The sequence below is a fragment of the Enterobacter sp. JBIWA003 genome (genome assembly GCF_019968825.1).
GTDB lineage: Bacteria > Pseudomonadota > Gammaproteobacteria > Enterobacterales > Enterobacteriaceae > Enterobacter > Enterobacter quasiroggenkampii.
On the sequence record NZ_CP074170.1, the window covers coordinates 3,538,587 to 3,555,465 of the forward strand.

The window sequence follows — 16,879 nt, forward strand, 5'->3', positions numbered from 1 at the left end:
ATTGTTTTTTCTTTGCTGAGTGCCCGCAACTCAGGCACTCAGCAAAAAACTGCGGACAGGAAAACCTGCCCGCATCAGGATTACGCCGTGGCGCGTTCGTTCCAGGAATCGGAATGAATGATGTTGCCGTCTTTGTAGGTCCAGGTGATTTTTTCGTATCGCAGTTCAACGCGTTCAAGGTGGTTGTGCTTCTCTTTAGAAGGATCCTTGATGTCATACATTTCAGGATTCACTTTCACTACCTTCACGTTTTCCAGTTTGGTGTTGAAGTACTCCACTTCCTGGCCCGCGTCGTTGATTTTGTACCACTTGAATTCAGCGGATTTCAGGGTCTGACCGGTTGTCACCGCCTTGTACAGATACGGGCTGGAGGAATCGATTTCCTTCGTGAACAGGAACGGTGTGTGGATACGGGTGCCGGTCAGCTTGCCGGTGTTGTTGTCGGTTGGGATATACAGGTTATGCTCCTGTGCAACCACCTCGATGCTACCGTCACGATCCTGAACGTCCACAGACCCTTTGATGTCCGCACCGCCGTCGTCTTTCAGCCAAAGATAAACAGGAATTGCCATGGAATTACTCTCCATTGTGTAGTGATGCGCCATCATCCTGCGATGACGCCTGGGTGTGGCCCGGTATCTGACAGGCATTGGCCTGCGGTACCAGACTGATTTCGACACGGCGGTTGAGCGCGCGGCCCTCCGGGGTGTCATTGGTTGCGACAGGACGGCTTGCGCCATAGCCCTGCACCGCAAAACAGCTTTCGGGCACGTCGCCCGTGTCCCGCATCCAGTCGCGTACCGCTTCGGCGCGTTTCAGAGACAACGTCTGGTTCAGTAATGCATTACCGGTGTTATCCGTGTGACCCGCGACCACAATCAGCCAGCCCGGCTTGGCCTTAATGCCGACCAGAGAATTGACCAGCATTTTGGTGGAGCCGGTTTTCAGCATGAATTTGCCGGAATCGAACAGCGACATACTGTCAAGACGGACAATTTTTGGTACCGGCGTTGGCTTCGGTTTTGGTGGTGGCGGTGGAGGTACATAAGTATCTATGGCCTGCTGCACCGCCAACCACAGGCGGTTGCCAGAATAAAGTCCTAGCCCGTAACGATGGGGTTCTCCCTGACGCTGCCAGCGCTCCAGCAACAATGCGTCCTGCTGCAGGGCAAGCAGGGCCTGAGCTTTCGGGACATAGTGGCTCATTGGGATAACCTGCCAGCGCTGAAGGTCGGCGCTGACCTTACGGATAAGCGACAGGTTATGCCGCACGGACAGGACAATGGCACCGAGGGCGCATAACAGCAGAACTATCACGACCCGACGACCGGTTTTCCCACCCTGCAATGGGGTAGTATAAGGGGCCAGCAGAGGGAGTACCGAATCGGCAAAATGCCAGCGCGGCTCATACGCCGTGACATGACAGGCAGGTGCTATGCGGGTCTGGCGGAACAATAATTGTGGCCACAGCGCGGCTGTCGAGGTGAATACCGACCCGAGACGCATGGTCACTGCAAATGGTCGTACGGCCGGATACAGCCTGTCCGCTTTGCCCATTTCATTCAGCATCACGGAGTGAAGCAGCGTTGTCGCCTGAGTCAGATAAGGCTGAATAAAGGCCGCCTGCGGGGACTGCTGCCATTCACTGAGGGTAACGGCAGATTCGTCTTCCGGACACACCAGGGCTGTATCTCCCCGCACCACTATCCAGGGTGTTTCCGGACCGCTGAATTCGGTGCTCAGGACAACCGGCACGCTATAGCCGGTCAGGTCCCGCAACTGCTTCATCTGCATGCGTAACGCCTTCAGTGAAGCGCGCAACAGTGCCTCATCTTCATGCTGGTCCGGCAGACAGCGGAACATTACAGCGAGCTGGCCTGCCATCGCCGGGGTGCGGGCCAGCAGACGCTCTGCAAACGGCGTGAGTCCGACCAGTTCCGTTATCCGGATATACCAGCCCTGTGCTGTACCCCGGCACGAGCTTGCCGCAAATATGGCATCATCCACATCCCCACAAACCAACACCACCGGTCCGGTATGGCTTTCTGGCGGGAAGTTACCAGCTTCATCGATCTGCTGTGCAGGCTGCCTTTGACGGTAACGCCGACGGATAAGGGCAGTTGAAGTCAGTATAAGGAGCAGCGTCAGAACCGATTTTCCTGCGACTGGCCATGTGAGAAAACCCCATAACAGCCACAACACCGCGGTAAGGCACAGCAATACCGGTACGGCAGCCCGGGCAAGTGTTCGTCCATGCATCAGGGTTGCTCCGGAAGTTGCTGGTGCAGCAGGTCCTGCAGCCACAAATGACCGCCCAGCCACACAACACCAGTCAGGATCACCGCCAGCACAATCCAGAACCAGACGGAACGCAGCAGGTTGTAACGACGCCGTCCGGTCTTCTGCACCACCAGGGAGGAGCCGGTTCCAAGCGGAGGCACACGCTCATTCAGTGCTGCAATAACCTCATCACGACGGGACTGCACAACGCCGGACAACCGGTACTGCCCCTGGAAACCAAGCGCCAGCACCCGCTGGTAACAGGTCAGCACCGCAGGTTCAGGCGCAGGATGTCGCAGTATCTCCGCGATACGGTCATAGAGCGCTTCACCAGCACGCAATGAGCCAAAGTACAGCGCTTGCAGCGGGGCTGAACGCCAGGCTATCTGCCCCGCGTCCAGCGTGGTGATGTTCAGCAGGTCACGGGACATTTCATCGGTGGGAAAACTTTCTGTGGCGTCTGTTCTGATGACATCCGCTACAGCAGTTTTCGGCTCCGGCCTGCGGTTCAGAACAGTTTCATCCAGCAGGGCACATTGCGCGTAGGTAATGTGATCGATACTTTCAGTATCAAAGCCTGCCCTGTCCAGCGCCTCGCGCACACTTTCAACCTGCGCTTTACACGCGGCATATAGTGCCGGGCCGTCCGTTATCTGCCCGCCATGACGCAATTGCGCCACGGTGAGCCAGGTTTCTGCCAACAGGGCATCAATGTCGAAGTCCTTTATCATGAGCGCAGCACCGCAAACAGTTCCAGCTCAAGTTCGCCGAGCACGGACGGGACATAGAAGGCGCAGACCCCCTGATCTAGCATTTCACGGGCGGCAGCACATTCCATATCCAGCACAAAGTACTGGTTTTCCAGACGCACCGGCAGCGCAGCAGGCACACGGCTCAGAGCAATGAGGCCAATACCTTCAACAGCCAGACCGGACACTTCGCCTACGCTTGCTGGGGCACCGGCAATACAGACTTTTGCGAAGCGCTCTGCAATCTGCCAGAGTGGCTGATTTGTTCGAACGGAAAGATAGAAATCGGCCTCATCGCGCAAACGAATATCGTGCAGCACCGCTTTCCAGGTTTCCGGATCCATGCGCTCCATACGGACAGCCACCACACGTGACGGAAGGCTGGATTCCAGCAGTTCGCTGATAAGGTCAAAGAGTGGCGGGAATGTTTTCTCCGGCGCACTGTGCTCATAACCCGGAATGGCATCCATATCGTGATCAAGTGAGAAGGTCAGCATACTGCCGGCAAGACGCGCCAGCTCGACCCAGACCTGCTCAGGATGTCTGTCAGGGAAACGCTCATACTCAGAGAGCACCCTCGCATGAGAATTCAGTGCATTCAGCAGCCAGAAAAGCGAAACATCAGCGACAGCAAAATCAGCCATCCTGTCGTTGCTCTCTCGACGCATTGACATCAGACGCTGGCGGCGGGAACGCAACTGGCGATTAAGTAATGCCAGGCGCTCACACAAATTATGACTTGCCGAGAACATCGCCATAGGCGGGATAAAATCCGGATCCTGACGCCAGCCCCCCTCCCCGTCCTGCATCAGACGGGCAATGGCGCAGGTATCCCAGGCACTGTTATCTTCATGCCCGAAACGGAATGCCAGATTAAAGCGGGCCACAGCCATCGACTCTTCTTCCTGACCGAAACGATCAGCGATCGTTTCCCAGGCTTCCCGATAGCGCAGCGGACGCTCTGCTGGTACCTTGTCCGTCTGCACATTTACGATCCCGGCCTGCATCACCGGTAACGCCACATACACCGTTACCTGGACATTGCTGGCAGAAGTCGGTGCCTCGATTTCACGCGGCTCCGGTGGCAGGTCGCTGAACCGGGTATCAACCAGCGTGTCATCCGGGAGCCAGAGACGAAGCGACTGTGCCTGCACGCGGCCAGAGGCCAGCATCGCGTCATCCAGCTCAACCCGCCCAACGCCCCAGGGGAAGGCATTTCCGCGGGCGGCAATACCGGCCCGGGAAAATGCATCCCATTCAGACTGCTGCTGGAACTGCTGAGGGGCCAGAAGCGCCCCTTCATTCCATAACGGACGATGAATTTTCATCCCTGATTTCCCCTCGCCTTAGGATTTGGCTTTCGGCATCTGGGAAACCAGCGACAGGTTGACGTCCATCCCTTCCACCTGGAAGTGCGGAATCGCATACAATTTCACGCGGAAGAAGCCCGGGTTATCCTCAATATCTTCCACCACCACTTTTGCATCACGCAGTGGATGAGATGCCTGAAGTTCGTCGCCCGGATCGGTCATTTCGGTCACCAGACTGCGGACCCAGGTGTTCAGCTCAAGCTCCAGCAGTCGGCGATCCTTGGTGGTACCGATGTTCTCGCGCTGAATCAGCTTCAGGTAGTGGGCGATACGCGACAGCAGGAAGATGTACGGCAGGCGGGCGTTGATGCGGCTGTTGGCCGTTGCATCTGCGGTATCATACAGCGCCGGTTTCTGGGCGGAGTTGGCTGAGAAGAAGCAGGCATAGTCGCGGTTTTTATAGTAGGACAAAGGAATAAAGCCCAGATTCGCGAACTCGAATTCACGCGTTTCAGGGATCATGACCTCAGACGGGATTTTTACCTGATTGCCGGTACCCAGGTCATACAGATGGATAGGCAGATCCTGAACCGCACCGCCAGCCTGCGGGCCACGGATTTGTACACACCAGCCATTATTGATGAAGCTACGCACCATATTGGACGCGAAGGCAAACGACGCATTCGTCCACAGGTATTTGTCGTGATCCGGACCTTTGACTTCTTCAACATAGTTGAAGCTGCGAACCGGAACAGTATCCGGGCCATACGGTAAACGTCCTAGTACGCGGGGCATCACCAGACCGATGTAGCGAGCGTCGTCCGTATCGCGGAACGATTTCCACTTGATGTACTCCGCGCGGTCAAAATAGTTACCAATATCTTTAATCGCCGCGACGTCTTCCATGGACTCCTTGAGGAAGAATTTCGGGCCTGCCGAGCCGATAAATGGCATATGTGCAGCCGCAGATACTTTAGAGATGTTGCGCAGCAGAGCGACATCCTGCGCTGAAGCATCGAACTCATAAGCGGAAATCAGCGCCGCAATCGGCTCGCCGCCCGGGGTATCGTATTCATCAATGTAGGCGTGTTTATAGAGACCACTCTGGATGATTTCCGGGCTGTCTTCAAAGTCCTGGCGCAGGTCTTCTTTAGACATGCTCAGAAGCTCAATTTTCACGTTCTGGCGAAAATCTGTTTTATCAACCAGCGACTTCACGCCGCGCCACAGGCTCTCAACCGCCTGAAACTCTTCATGGTGCATAACGGCGTCGAGCTGGCGGCTTATCTGGTAATCGAGCTCAGCGATGTGGTGATCGATCAGGCTTTTATCCAGTTTTTCGACCTTCGAGCCTGCCTTGGTCAGGCATTCCAGAAAGACCTGCATACCTGCGGTGAGACGCTCGTCAGCGGTCGCATCCGACATCGCCTGCGCATCTTGCCAGATATCCAGCGCGCTCAGTTCGGAGACTGGGTTCAGATTGATTTTCTCAAACAGTGAAGCGTATACCCCACCCACAGCAGGGCGTTCCAGCACCACGCTTTCCCCGCCAGCAGTATTATTTTGTACAGACATGAGCATTCCTTGATTAATCCGTTAAAACAGCATGATGGTTAAGGTTTTTTTGAAGCCAGTGCGGATAGTTCATTTCGCAACTCAGCACTAAGTGACTGGTCAAGAACGATTTTTTCCAGCTCTTTTCGGAAAGTCTGGTTATCCAGCAGGTTGGCTTTCAGATCGCGGAGCAAGTTGCGCATTGCCAGCATCGCCTTCAGCTGTGGAATTTGGGCAGCCACCTGCTCTGGCGTGAAATCTTTCATGCTCTGGAAAGTCAGCTGAATGTTGTCCTCACCACCATCGTCAGACAGCGTATTTTTAACGGCCAGGTTAACTTTTGGGGAATATTCGGAAAGAACGCTGTCAAAATTATTTTTGGTGATGTTAATCTTTTCGCGCTCAGATATTGTCGCAGATTCCTGCCCATTACTGAAATCACCCGCAACAAGCAATTTCAAGGGTAATTCCATTTTCTTGCTTGCTCCGCCAGTATGCAGGTCAAGCTTCAGGTTAATACGTGCCTTAGGCACCTCATTCTGAAAACTGTCAGCCATCTAATCATCCCTCTTTGTTTTGCTATGCCAACTTCACGGTATCGTTCTTGATGCGCAATAATAGAATAATGATCGAAACAAAATCAAATACACAGATCATTAATCCGATACAAGAATTTTCTTAAGAATTTTCCTCTAAAACATTATCGTAAATAGGACAACCAAATCAGGAAAAGAAACTGCTCTTTTCGCACAAATCGAATATTTGTATCGCAGAAGGGGTTGTAGCCAGAGAGATGTTTATAAAAACATCATGTTTTGATTTGCATCACAGCATAACGTCAAAAAGCGCGAAAGAACGACAATATCTTATTGCGGCACGATTAAAAGAAGACAGAAATGGATGATAGCAGATGGCTATTCCATTGATGGTATGAATAACACTTAAGAATTTTCACGAAGAAATTTCTTATTTATTATGCGGAGGAATAAATAAAGGCGTAAATGTTTAATTTGGCGCAAATCAACAATACCGTTTTTTTTTCTTTACGCCTTCCCTCTGAACGCTAACGCTTTTGCCTTCCGCTCAGGCAGGAAAGGCGCTTTCATGCGACTGCCTATAAAATCTGTAAAATCAATCACCTTCCGAACTGCCGCTTTTTTAATCAAAAACGAGTAATAGCACATATCGTATAACGGTGCTACATTACGCCGCCCGCCCAAATCAGCAGTGGCCAGGCAACGCCGTAAAGTTCGGTAAAGCCTGCAACCATCACCTTGAAGAACGGTCTTATCGGCACGTCGTATCGCAAACTCTGCGCTACCTTTACAGGCTTCACATAGGTTTCACTATTTTGTCTCAATCCAAATTTCAACGCGCGTTTTTACACCCGCGTTACTGGTTTACATGGTTTGGTCTTGGCGTTCTCTGGCTGCTGGTTCAACTTCCGTACCCTGTACTGCGTTTGCTGGGGTCGAAACTGGGCAGCGCTTCGCGCGTCTTCCTGAAACGTCGCGAATCGATCGCGCGGAAAAATATTGAGCTTTGCTTTCCTCAGTACAATGCCGAAGAGCGCGAGAAGCTCATCGCTGAAAACTTTAAGTCTATCGGCATGGCGCTGCTTGAAACCGGCATGGCCTGGTTCTGGCCGGATGAGCGTGTCCGTAAGTGGTTTGATGTAGAAGGACTGGATAACCTGCAACGCGCGCAGATGCAAAAACGCGGCGTGATGGTCGTCGGCGTTCACTTTATGTCGCTGGAACTGGGTGGCCGCGTGATGGGCCTGTGCCAGCCAATGATGGCGACCTATCGACCACACAACAGTGCGCTGATGGAGTGGGTCCAGACGCGTGGCCGCATGCGTTCCAATAAGGCGATGATCAGCCGTAACAATCTGCGCGGTATGGTCGGTGCCCTGAAGAAAGGTGAAGCCGTCTGGTTTGCACCCGATCAGGATTATGGACGTAAAGGCAGCAGCTTTGCGCCTTTCTTTGCGGTTAAAGATGTTGCGACGACTAACGGCACCTTTGTCATTTCTCGTTTGTCAGGCGCCTCAATGCTGACCGTAACGATGGTGAGAAAAGCAGATAAATCAGGCTATCGTCTGCACATCTCTCCTGAAATGGCTAACTATCCGGAAAACGAGTGCGAAGCCGCGGCGTTTATCAATAAAGTCATCGAAACTGAAATCATGCGTGCGCCAGAGCAGTATCTGTGGATGCATCGTCGTTTCAAAACCCGCCCTCTTGGCGAAGCCTCGCTCTATATTTAAGCCTTTCATTAAGGTTAGTTTCGCTAAGAAACTAACCTTTTCAATCACCTGTCATCCCGATGAGAAATCGTCTTTCATTGCGTCGCCCAAAGTGAATTTATTGCAATGCGAAATCAAACTGTCGCCGTTCCACGACACTCGTAAGTACCGGAAATTATTTAAAAAAATCTCTCTTGTCACCCCTCATTTTTAGGCGTACATTAGCGCCGTCTGGCAACAGGAAAGCACAGAATTCTGAGCTGGAGTGAGCGGCGTAACGGGAAAATTCTCATTTCCGTTTTGACCGGATTTCAGTTCTCTATAATCAGGTGGACTCTGTTTTTAAATGCGTACCACAAGATACGCGGAGCGATGAAACGTGAAATATTTCTTTATGGGCATTTCGGTGATTGTTTTAGTCTGGGCCGGAACCTTTGCCCTGATGATCTAGTGAAGAACATGCAGTCAAAAAAACAGGAGCCATAGGCTCCTGTTTTTTTATGTCATGTCGACGCGGGATGTTCAGCCACGCTCTTCGACGAAAGAAGGCCGTCGGCCCGGAACATACTCTTGATGCCCCTCACCGCCTGACGAATGCGGTCGCTGTTTTCAATCAGTGCAAATCGCACATGGGTGTCGCCATAATCACCAAAGCCAATGCCCGGTGATACGCACACCTTCGCATCCTGCAGCAGCTTTTTGGCAAACTCCAGCGATCCCATCGCCGCGTACGGCTCCGGAATTTTTGCCCAGACGTACATAGACGCCTTCGGCATTTCCACCATCCAGCCCGCTTCATGCAAGCCCTTTACCAGCACGTCACGGCGGCGCTTATACTGGGCGGCAATCTCGTGAACACACTGCTGGTCGCCCTCCAGGGCAGCAATAGCCGCGACCTGTAGCGGCGTGAAGGTACCATAGTCGTGGTAACTCTTAATGCGCGCCAGTGCGCTCACCAGCGTTTTGTTACCCACCATAAAACCTATACGCCAGCCTGCCATGTTGTAGCTTTTTGACAGCGTAAAGAACTCGACCGCCACGTCACGCGCGCCCGGAACCTGCATGATTGAAGGCGCTTTCCAGCCGTCATAAACAATGTCAGCGTAGGCTAAATCATGAACCACCAGCACGTCATAACGTTTAGCCAGGGCGACAACTTTCTCGAAGAAATCGAGCTCCACGCACTGGGCGGTTGGGTTTGACGGGAAACCGAGGATCATCATCTTCGGTTTCGGATAACTTTCGCGAATCGCACGCTCAAGTTCGTTAAAGAAATCAACACCTTCCACCAGCGGAACGGAACGGACCTGCGCCCCGGCAATCACCGCGCCGTAAATGTGGATCGGGTAGCTTGGATTAGGCACCAGCACCGTATCACCATGATCCAGCGTGGCCAACATCAGGTGTGCCAGCCCCTCTTTCGAGCCGATGGTGACAATCGCTTCACTTTCCGGATCGATATCAACCTGATAGCGATCCTGATACCAGCGCGAGATCGCGCGACGCAATCTGGGAATACCGCGAGAGGTCGAGTAGCCGTGCGTATCCGGACGCTGGGCAACCGTGCAGAGCTTTTCAACGATATGCGGTGGCGTTGGGCCGTCAGGGTTACCCATGCTGAAATCGATAATGTCTTCGCCGCGCCGACGCGCAGCCATTTTCAGTTCAGCAGTGATGTTGAAAACATAAGGGGGGAGACGATCGATACGCGTAAAACGGCGTTCAGGACTGAATTCAGCCATAGATTCCTCAGATTAACGTTAGCGCCCGGACCGTCCGAGCGACGCTGCCACCGATGTGGCATGCTTAGAAAATAACCTGAAAAAAATCATGCTGTCGAGAGGGAAATGAAAAAAAAGCGATCGCCTGAAAACCGGAACCCGGCAGTGCTAAAAAGCGGAAGCCCCTGTTTGAGGGTTGGCTTTCTGATAGCCGTTATTTAACAGGATGATATCAAAACAGTTACCTGACGATACGCTGGCTATAAAAAATCAGGCCGTGTCCGTGACCGCCGGACAATCCCCTTTAAGAATTATGGTTTTTCCTCATTTGATAAACCTGACGGATAGCTGGTCAATACGCGTCAGGTTTTTTATCATGGTTCTTTCCCGTTTTCCCAGGTCTACTCGTGCACGAAATATTCACTATGCTGCTGGCGGTTTTTGACCGTGCGGCATTAATGCTGATTTGCCTGTTCTTCCTCATCCGCATTCGCCTGTTTCGCGAGCTGTTGCACAAATCCGCCCACTCGCCAAAAGAGCTGCTGGCCGTTACCGCCATCTTCTCGCTGTTCGCCCTGTTCAGCACCTGGTCAGGCGTGCCGGTAGAGGGCTCGCTGGTTAACGTGCGCATTATCGCCGTGATGTCCGGCGGAATTTTGTTTGGCCCGTGGGTGGGCGTTATCACCGGCGTGATTGCCGGAACCCATCGCTACCTGATTGATATCGGCGGCGTCACGGCGGTGCCCTGCTTTATTACCAGCATTATCGCCGGGGTGCTCTCCGGCTGGATCAGCCGCAAAATCCCGAAAAAACAGCGCTGGCGCGCAGGGATCGTCGCAGGCATGGTATGCGAAACGCTGACCATGATCCTGGTCGTCGTCTGGGCCCCGACCACCGCGCTGGGGCTGGATATCGTCTCGAAAATCGGGATTCCGATGATCCTGGGCAGCGTGTGCATCGGTTTTATCGTGCTGCTGGTGCAAAGCGTTGAAGGGGAAAAAGAGGCCAGCGCCGCCCGTCAGGCCAAGCTGGCGCTGGATATCGCCAACAAAACGCTGCCGCTTTTTCGCCACGTTAACGCGGAGTCGTTGCGTCAGGTCTGCGAGATTATCCGCCACGACATCCACGCAGACGCCGTCGCCATCACCAACATTGACCACGTGCTGGCCTACGTTGGCGTCGGGGAACACAACTATCGCGACAACGATGACACCATCAGCCCAACCACCAGACAGGCGATCAACTACGGTAAAATCATCATTAAAAATAATGATGAAGCCCACCGAACGCCGGAAATCCACTCGATGCTGGTGATCCCATTGTGGGAGAAAGGCGTCGTGACGGGCACCCTGAAGATTTATTACTGTCACGCGCATCAGATCACCTCCTCGCTCCAGGAGATGGCGATTGGCCTGTCGCAGATTATCTCCACCCAGCTGGAAGTCTCCCGTGCAGAACAGCTGCGTGAGATGGCAAATAAGGCAGAGCTGCGCGCGCTGCAGAGCAAAATCAATCCCCATTTCCTGTTTAACGCGCTGAACGCGATCTCCTCGTCCATACGTCTTAATCCGGACACCGCGCGACAGCTGATTTTTAACCTGTCGCGCTATCTGCGCTACAACATCGAGCTAAAAGATGACGAGCAGATCGACATCAAAAAAGAGCTGTATCAGATCAAAGACTACATCGCGATTGAGCAGGCGCGCTTTGGCGACAAACTCACGGTCATTTACGATATTGATGAAGAGGTCAACTGCGTGATCCCGAGCCTGCTTATCCAGCCGCTGGTCGAAAACGCGATTGTTCACGGCATTCAGCCGTGTAAAGGCAAAGGCGTCGTCACCATCAGCGTCACCGAAAGCGGCAACCGCGTGCGTATTGCGGTGCGCGATACCGGCCACGGCATTGATCCAAAAGTTATTGAGCGCGTGGAGTCTAACGAGATGCCCGGAAATAAAATCGGCCTGTTGAACGTGCATCACCGGGTCAAGCTGCTTTACGGCGATGGGCTGCACATTCAGCGTCTTGAACCGGGCACCGAAATTGCTTTTTACGTCCCGAACGAGCGCACTCCCGTTCATTCAACAACATCACTGTTGCCCCAGGTGGAGTAACCCATGAAAGTCATCATCGTAGAAGATGAAATCCTGGCTCAACAGGAGCTAACCTGGCTTATCAACACCCACAGCCAGATGGAGATTGTGGGCACCTTTGATGACGGTCTGGACGTGCTGACGTTTCTGCAGCATAACCGGGTCGACGCTATCTTCCTGGATATCAACATTCCGTCGCTGGATGGCGTATTGCTGGCGCAAAACATCAATCAGTTTGCCCATAAGCCGTTTATTGTGTTCGTGACCGCATGGAAAGAGCACGCGGTAGAGGCCTTCGAGCTTGAAGCGTTTGACTATATCCTTAAGCCTTACCAGGAGTCGCGGATTGTCAGCATGCTGCAAAAGCTGGAAGCCGCATGGCAGCAGCAGACCGCCCCTGCAAGCGCCAGCCCAACGGTACGGGAAAACGACACCATTAATCTGGTCAAAGACGAGCGCATCATCGTGACGCCGGTCAATGATATCTACTATGCCGAAGCCCATGAAAAGATGACGTTTGTCTATACGCGGCGGGAATCTTACGTGATGGCGATGAACATCACCGAGTTTTGCAGCAAGCTGCCTGCGTCGCACTTTTTCCGCTGCCACCGCTCGTTCTGCGTGAATTTAAACAAGATCCGCGAGATCGAACCGTGGTTTAACAACACCTATATCTTGCGCCTGAAGGATCTGGATTTTCAGGTGCCGGTGAGCCGCAGCAAGGTGAAAGAGTTCCGCCAGCTTATGCACCTGTAACGAAAAAACCCTCTCCCGAGGGAGAGGGTCATGCATCAGAGAATCTGACCGAGAACCTGACGCAGGTGGGCACCCGACCCCAGCAGGCCTGGGTTATCGTGCACGATCAGATAAACCGGGATGTCCTGCACGTAGCTTCTGAAGCGCCCTTTATCCTCAAACCCGCCGCGGAAGCCGGAGGCTTTAAAGAAGTCGAGGAAGCGCGGCACAATGCCGCCCGCGATATAAACGCCCCCGAAGGTGCCCAGCGTCAGCGCCAGGTTGCCGCCGAAGCGTCCCATAATCACGCAGAACAGCGACAGGGCACGACGGCAGTCAATGCAGCTGTCCGCCAGCGCGCGTTCGGTGACGTCTTTCGGCTGCAGGTTTTCCGGCAGACGACCGTCCGACTTCACAATCGCCCGGTACAGGTTCACCAGCCCCGGTCCTGACAGCACGCGTTCGGCGGAGACGTGGCCGATCTCCGCGCGTAATTCTTCGAGGATAATGCCCTCTTCTTCGCTGTTTGGCGCAAAGTCAACGTGACCGCCTTCACCCGGCAGACTCACCCAGCGCTGAGCAACATGCACCAGATGTGAAACGCCCAGACCGGTACCGGCCCCGTAAACCGCAATCGGCTTACCTTCGACCGGCTCAGCGCCACCGAACTGGATCAGATGCTCAGACTTCAGCATCGGGATCGCCATGGACACCGCGGTGAAGTCATTGATGATTTCAAGATGCGCAAAGCCGAGGTTTTTTTTCATCTCGGCGATGGAGAATGCCCAGGTATGGTTGGTCATGGCGACCCAGTCGCCGGTTATCGGACAGGCAATGGCGATGCAGCCATCTTCGACGCTTACCTGATGCTCGTCCAGATAGACGCGGACAACGGCCTCAAGACTTGGATAATCCAGCCCGGAATAGGTTTTCGCCCGGGAAATTTCACCGCTACTTACATCGCATAATGCGAGGCGCGCGTTCGTGCCGCCCACATCACCTACCAAAGCATACTTTGTCATTCTTCTACTGCTCCGCTAAAGTCAGAATAAATCTTTGGGACACTGTAAATTCAAGGCGTGATAACAACAACGACCGGAAGGTGAATGCCCATGGATTATCGATCTTCGTCACAGAATAACTTTACCGTTTCAGCACCTTTTGCACTATTGCCATAAGGCTTAATGTGCAAAGTAACGTCATACCGTTTTGTACAAGGAAATCATCATGCTCCACCCGCGAGCCAGAACCATGCTGTTGCTGGCCATTCCGGCGCTCATCATTGGCGTGGTTTCAAGTCTGGTGCTCATCGTCGTGATGAAAGTCGCGTCGGTGCTGCAAACACTATTATGGAACGCGCTTCCTGCAGGACTGGGCGTCACCGCTGACTCTCCTGCCTGGATCGTTGGGATGCTGACGTTAACCGGTATTGCGGTGGGCCTGGTGATCCGTTTCAGTCCCGGCCATGCTGGACCAGACCCGGCGCAGGAACCGCTGATTGGTGCCCCGGTTTCCCCTTCGGCACTGCCGGGGCTGATTATTGCGTTGATTCTCGGTCTGGCCGGCGGCGTTAGCCTGGGGCCAGAGCATCCGATTATGGCCGTGAATATTGGCCTGGCGGTTTTTCTCGGTTCACGCATTTTGCCCCGCGTCGGCGCGCTGGACTGGACCATTCTCGCCTCAGCAGGCACCATCGGGGCGCTTTTCGGCACGCCCGTGGCGGCAGCACTGATCTTTTCGCAGACGCTCAGCAGTAATAACGATGTCCCGCTCTGGGATAAACTGTTTGCTCCGCTGATGGCCGCCGCCGCCGGGGCGTTGACCACCAGCCTGTTTTTCCATCCCCATTTTTCACTCTCCCTGCCCCACTACGGCCAGATGCAAATCGCCGATATCTTCAGCGGCGCCATCGTCGTCGCCATCGCCATTGCGCTGGGCATGGTGGCAGTATGGTGTCTTCCACGTCTGCACCGGCTGATGCATCGACTCAAACACCCGGTGTTAATTCTGGGAGCTGGCGGTTTGATCCTCGGTATTTTAGGCGCAATCGGCGGGCCGGTGACGCTGTTTAAAGGGCTGGACGAGATGCAGCAGCTGGCTTTCAGCCAGATATTTAGCGTCTCCGACTATCTGCTGTTTGCCGTGATCAAGCTGGCAGCGCTGGTGGTGGCGGCCGCCTGCGGTTTCCGTGGTGGACGCATCTTCCCGGCGGTCTTTGTCGGCGTCGCGCTGGGGCTGATGCTGCACGAGCATGTCGATGCGGTCCCGGCGGCGATTACCGTCTCTTGTTCTATTCTGGGGTTGGTTCTGGTGGTCACGCGAGACGCGTGGCTAAGCCTGTTTATGGCGGCGGTCGTCGTACCGGATTCGACGCTTTTCCCTCTGCTTTGTATCGTGATGTTGCCCGCCTGGCTCCTGCTGGCGGGCAAACCGATGATGATGGCCTGGCGAAACGACAAATAATCAGGCGCTATTGCGCGCTTCCAGCGCTTTGGTGATCGCACCCAGCAGCGGTGGGATATCGGCTTTCGGCAGCATCACCTCAATCAGAGAGAGCCGCTCGTGGTGCGCCACTTTTTCAAGGACGTCCGCCAACTGCTCCGCTTCACTGACCCGCCAGCACTGGGCCTGGGGATCAAGGCTCAGTGCCTGCGGGATTTGCGTCCAGTTCCATAGCGCAATATCGTTATACCGCTGCTCAGGCCCATGGATCGCTCTTTCCACCGTATACCCTTCGTTGTTAAGGACCAGAATGATGGGGTGTTGTTTATCCCTCAGCATCGAGCCGAGCTCCTGGATGGTGAGCTGCGCCGCGCCATCCCCCGTCAGGACAATCACGCGCCGGTTCGGGCAGGCCGTTTGTGCGCCAAATGCCGCCGCCAGCGTATAGCCAATCGATCCCCACAGCGGCTGGACGATAAAATTCACATCAGCCGGCAGACGAAGGTCGATCGCGCCGAAGGCCGAGGTGCCCTGATCCGCAAGAATAATGTCTCCCGGACGAATAAACGTCTGCAGCGTTTGCCAGAAATTCGCCTGCGTCAGCGAGCCATCCGGCTGCGGGTAGGCCATCGCGCTTTGAGAGGACGGCACGGGCGTCTCGTGCACGTGCTGTTTGCACAGCTCCACCAGCGTTTCGATTGCCTGAAGCATGGGGATGCCGGTAAACCAGATATCACCAACGCGTGAGGCATGAGGCTGTACTTCTATCGTCTGCGCCGGGGTGAGCTGATGCGTGAAGCCGGCGGTCAGGGTATCGGTAAATCGCGTGCCGATGCACAGTACGGTATCCGCCCCTTCAATCGCCTCCTTTACCGCGCCAGCGCTCGCCGAACCGCTGTAGGTGCCGTAAAAACCAGCGTGACGCTCGTCGAATATCCCTTTGCCCATCAGCATGGTGGCGTGTGCCATCGGCACGTCTTTGACCCATTTCTGCAGCGCATGCTTCAGGCCATGGCGCAGGACAAGGAAATCGGCCAGCAGCGCAGTACGCTGGCTCCTGGCAAGCCGGTTTTCTGCAGCATCCCGGAATGCTTTCAGGCAGGCGCTATCGGCATGTGTATGCCGGAGCGTGAGAGCGTTTACAGGAGGGGTGGCGGCTTTTTTTGCCACGTCTGCAGGCAGCATCAGATAGCCGGGGCGACGCTCCCGGAGCATGGTTGTTAACACCCGGTCGATTTCATAACAGGCGTTTTGTTCGGTCAGGATCGCCTGCGCAGCGGTGATCGGCTCGCTCATATGATAAAAGTGACGAAACTCACCGTCGCCCAGCGTATGGTGCAGCAGCTCACCTCTTTGCTGTGATGCCATCCCCGGCGCACCCACAATATGCAAGACCGGAACGTGCTCGGCGTAGCTGCCCGCAATGCCGTTCATGGCGCTTAACTCTCCTACGCCAAATGTCGTCAGCAGCGCGGCGAAGCCCTTACAACGGGCATAGCCGTCAGCGGCGTAAGAGGCGTTTAATTCGTTGGCACAGCCCACCCAACAGATATCCGGGCTGTCTATTACATGGTCGAGAAACTGCAGGTTATAGTCGCCCGGCACGCCAAACAGATGATCGGCTCCACAATCTGTAAGACGGTCCAGCAGGTAATCGGCGACGCAGTATGGGGTACGCATAAACAGGTATCCTTCTAATGTTTTGACCTCACCTTGAGTATTAAATAAGCGTGATGGGTGTCCAGAA

General features: G+C 54.3%; 15 protein-coding genes. 5 read left to right on the top strand and 10 right to left on the bottom strand.

Features of this window, described 5'->3' with window-relative positions; all coding sequences use genetic code 11:
• Nucleotides 1–80: 80 nt before the first annotated feature.
• From hcp to KGP25_RS16935, 7 genes are all read right to left on the bottom strand, one after another.
• Nucleotides 81–572 (bottom strand): type VI secretion system effector Hcp, encoded by a 492-nt coding sequence (hcp, locus tag KGP25_RS16905; protein ID WP_039339792.1) that lies wholly within the window; start codon nucleotides 570–572, stop codon nucleotides 81–83.
• A 4-nt stretch (nucleotides 573–576) separates the two neighbouring features.
• Nucleotides 577–2,259: an OmpA family protein gene (locus KGP25_RS16910; RefSeq protein WP_223539329.1), complete on the bottom strand. Its 1,683-nt coding sequence runs from the start codon at nucleotides 2,257–2,259 to the stop codon at nucleotides 577–579.
• The gene (gene tssL, locus KGP25_RS16915) at nucleotides 2,259–3,011 is read right to left on the bottom strand and encodes a type VI secretion system protein TssL, short form (RefSeq protein ID WP_167211795.1); all 753 of its coding nucleotides are present in this window, start codon (nucleotides 3,009–3,011) and stop codon (nucleotides 2,259–2,261) included. Before tssL ends, KGP25_RS16910 begins: the two co-directional genes overlap by 1 nt.
• Nucleotides 3,008–4,357, bottom strand: coding sequence for a type VI secretion system baseplate subunit TssK (gene tssK / locus KGP25_RS16920; RefSeq protein ID WP_223539330.1), 1,350 nt, complete (start codon nucleotides 4,355–4,357; stop codon nucleotides 3,008–3,010). Before tssK ends, tssL begins: the two co-directional genes overlap by 4 nt.
• An 18-nt stretch (nucleotides 4,358–4,375) precedes the next feature.
• Nucleotides 4,376–5,920 carry a type VI secretion system contractile sheath large subunit gene (gene tssC / locus KGP25_RS16925; RefSeq protein ID WP_045909385.1) on the bottom strand — a complete coding sequence of 515 codons (1,545 nt, stop codon included), beginning with the start codon at nucleotides 5,918–5,920 and terminating at the stop codon, nucleotides 4,376–4,378.
• A 32-nt stretch (nucleotides 5,921–5,952) separates the two neighbouring features.
• The gene (gene tssB, locus KGP25_RS16930; RefSeq protein ID WP_045909386.1) at nucleotides 5,953–6,450 is read right to left on the bottom strand and encodes a type VI secretion system contractile sheath small subunit; all 498 of its coding nucleotides are present in this window, start codon (nucleotides 6,448–6,450) and stop codon (nucleotides 5,953–5,955) included.
• Between the two features lie 641 nt (nucleotides 6,451–7,091).
• Nucleotides 7,092–7,229 (bottom strand): hypothetical protein, encoded by a 138-nt coding sequence (locus KGP25_RS16935; protein ID WP_159427010.1) that lies wholly within the window; start codon nucleotides 7,227–7,229, stop codon nucleotides 7,092–7,094.
• A gap of 12 nt (nucleotides 7,230–7,241) precedes the next feature.
• On the opposite strand from KGP25_RS16935, the gene lpxP reads away from it, so the two are divergent.
• A complete protein-coding gene (lpxP, locus tag KGP25_RS16940; protein WP_111967611.1) occupies nucleotides 7,242–8,162 on the top strand; it encodes a kdo(2)-lipid IV(A) palmitoleoyltransferase in 921 nt (306 codons plus the stop codon).
• 358 nt (nucleotides 8,163–8,520) lie between these two features.
• Nucleotides 8,521–8,592, top strand: coding sequence for a membrane protein YpdK (gene ypdK / locus KGP25_RS16945; protein WP_099458937.1), 72 nt, complete (start codon nucleotides 8,521–8,523; stop codon nucleotides 8,590–8,592).
• Between the two features lie 52 nt (nucleotides 8,593–8,644).
• Here ypdK and alaC read toward each other — a convergent pair whose 3' ends face one another.
• Nucleotides 8,645–9,883 carry an alanine transaminase gene (gene alaC / locus KGP25_RS16950; protein ID WP_045909388.1) on the bottom strand — a complete coding sequence of 413 codons (1,239 nt, stop codon included), beginning with the start codon at nucleotides 9,881–9,883 and terminating at the stop codon, nucleotides 8,645–8,647.
• Between the two features lie 386 nt (nucleotides 9,884–10,269).
• Here alaC and KGP25_RS16955 point away from each other — a divergent pair, with 386 nt between their 5' ends.
• Nucleotides 10,270–11,976: a sensor histidine kinase gene (locus KGP25_RS16955; protein WP_045909389.1), complete on the top strand. Its 1,707-nt coding sequence runs from the start codon at nucleotides 10,270–10,272 to the stop codon at nucleotides 11,974–11,976.
• 3 nt (nucleotides 11,977–11,979) lie between these two features.
• On the top strand, nucleotides 11,980–12,711 hold the full coding sequence (locus KGP25_RS16960) for a LytTR family DNA-binding domain-containing protein (protein ID WP_223539331.1): 732 nt from the start codon (nucleotides 11,980–11,982) through the stop codon (nucleotides 12,709–12,711).
• A 35-nt stretch (nucleotides 12,712–12,746) separates the two neighbouring features.
• On the opposite strand, the gene glk is transcribed toward KGP25_RS16960, so the two are convergent.
• Nucleotides 12,747–13,712, bottom strand: coding sequence for a glucokinase (gene glk, locus KGP25_RS16965; RefSeq protein WP_045909391.1), 966 nt, complete (start codon nucleotides 13,710–13,712; stop codon nucleotides 12,747–12,749).
• A 205-nt stretch (nucleotides 13,713–13,917) separates the two neighbouring features.
• Here glk and KGP25_RS16970 point away from each other — a divergent pair, with 205 nt between their 5' ends.
• Nucleotides 13,918–15,153: an ion channel protein gene (locus KGP25_RS16970; protein WP_045909392.1), complete on the top strand. Its 1,236-nt coding sequence runs from the start codon at nucleotides 13,918–13,920 to the stop codon at nucleotides 15,151–15,153.
• On the opposite strand, the gene ipdC is transcribed toward KGP25_RS16970, so the two are convergent.
• Nucleotides 15,154–16,812, bottom strand: a complete 1,659-nt coding sequence (ipdC, locus tag KGP25_RS16975; protein ID WP_223539332.1) for an indolepyruvate decarboxylase — start codon at nucleotides 16,810–16,812, stop codon at nucleotides 15,154–15,156. It lies immediately after the preceding gene.
• Nucleotides 16,813–16,879 lie beyond the last annotated feature (67 nt).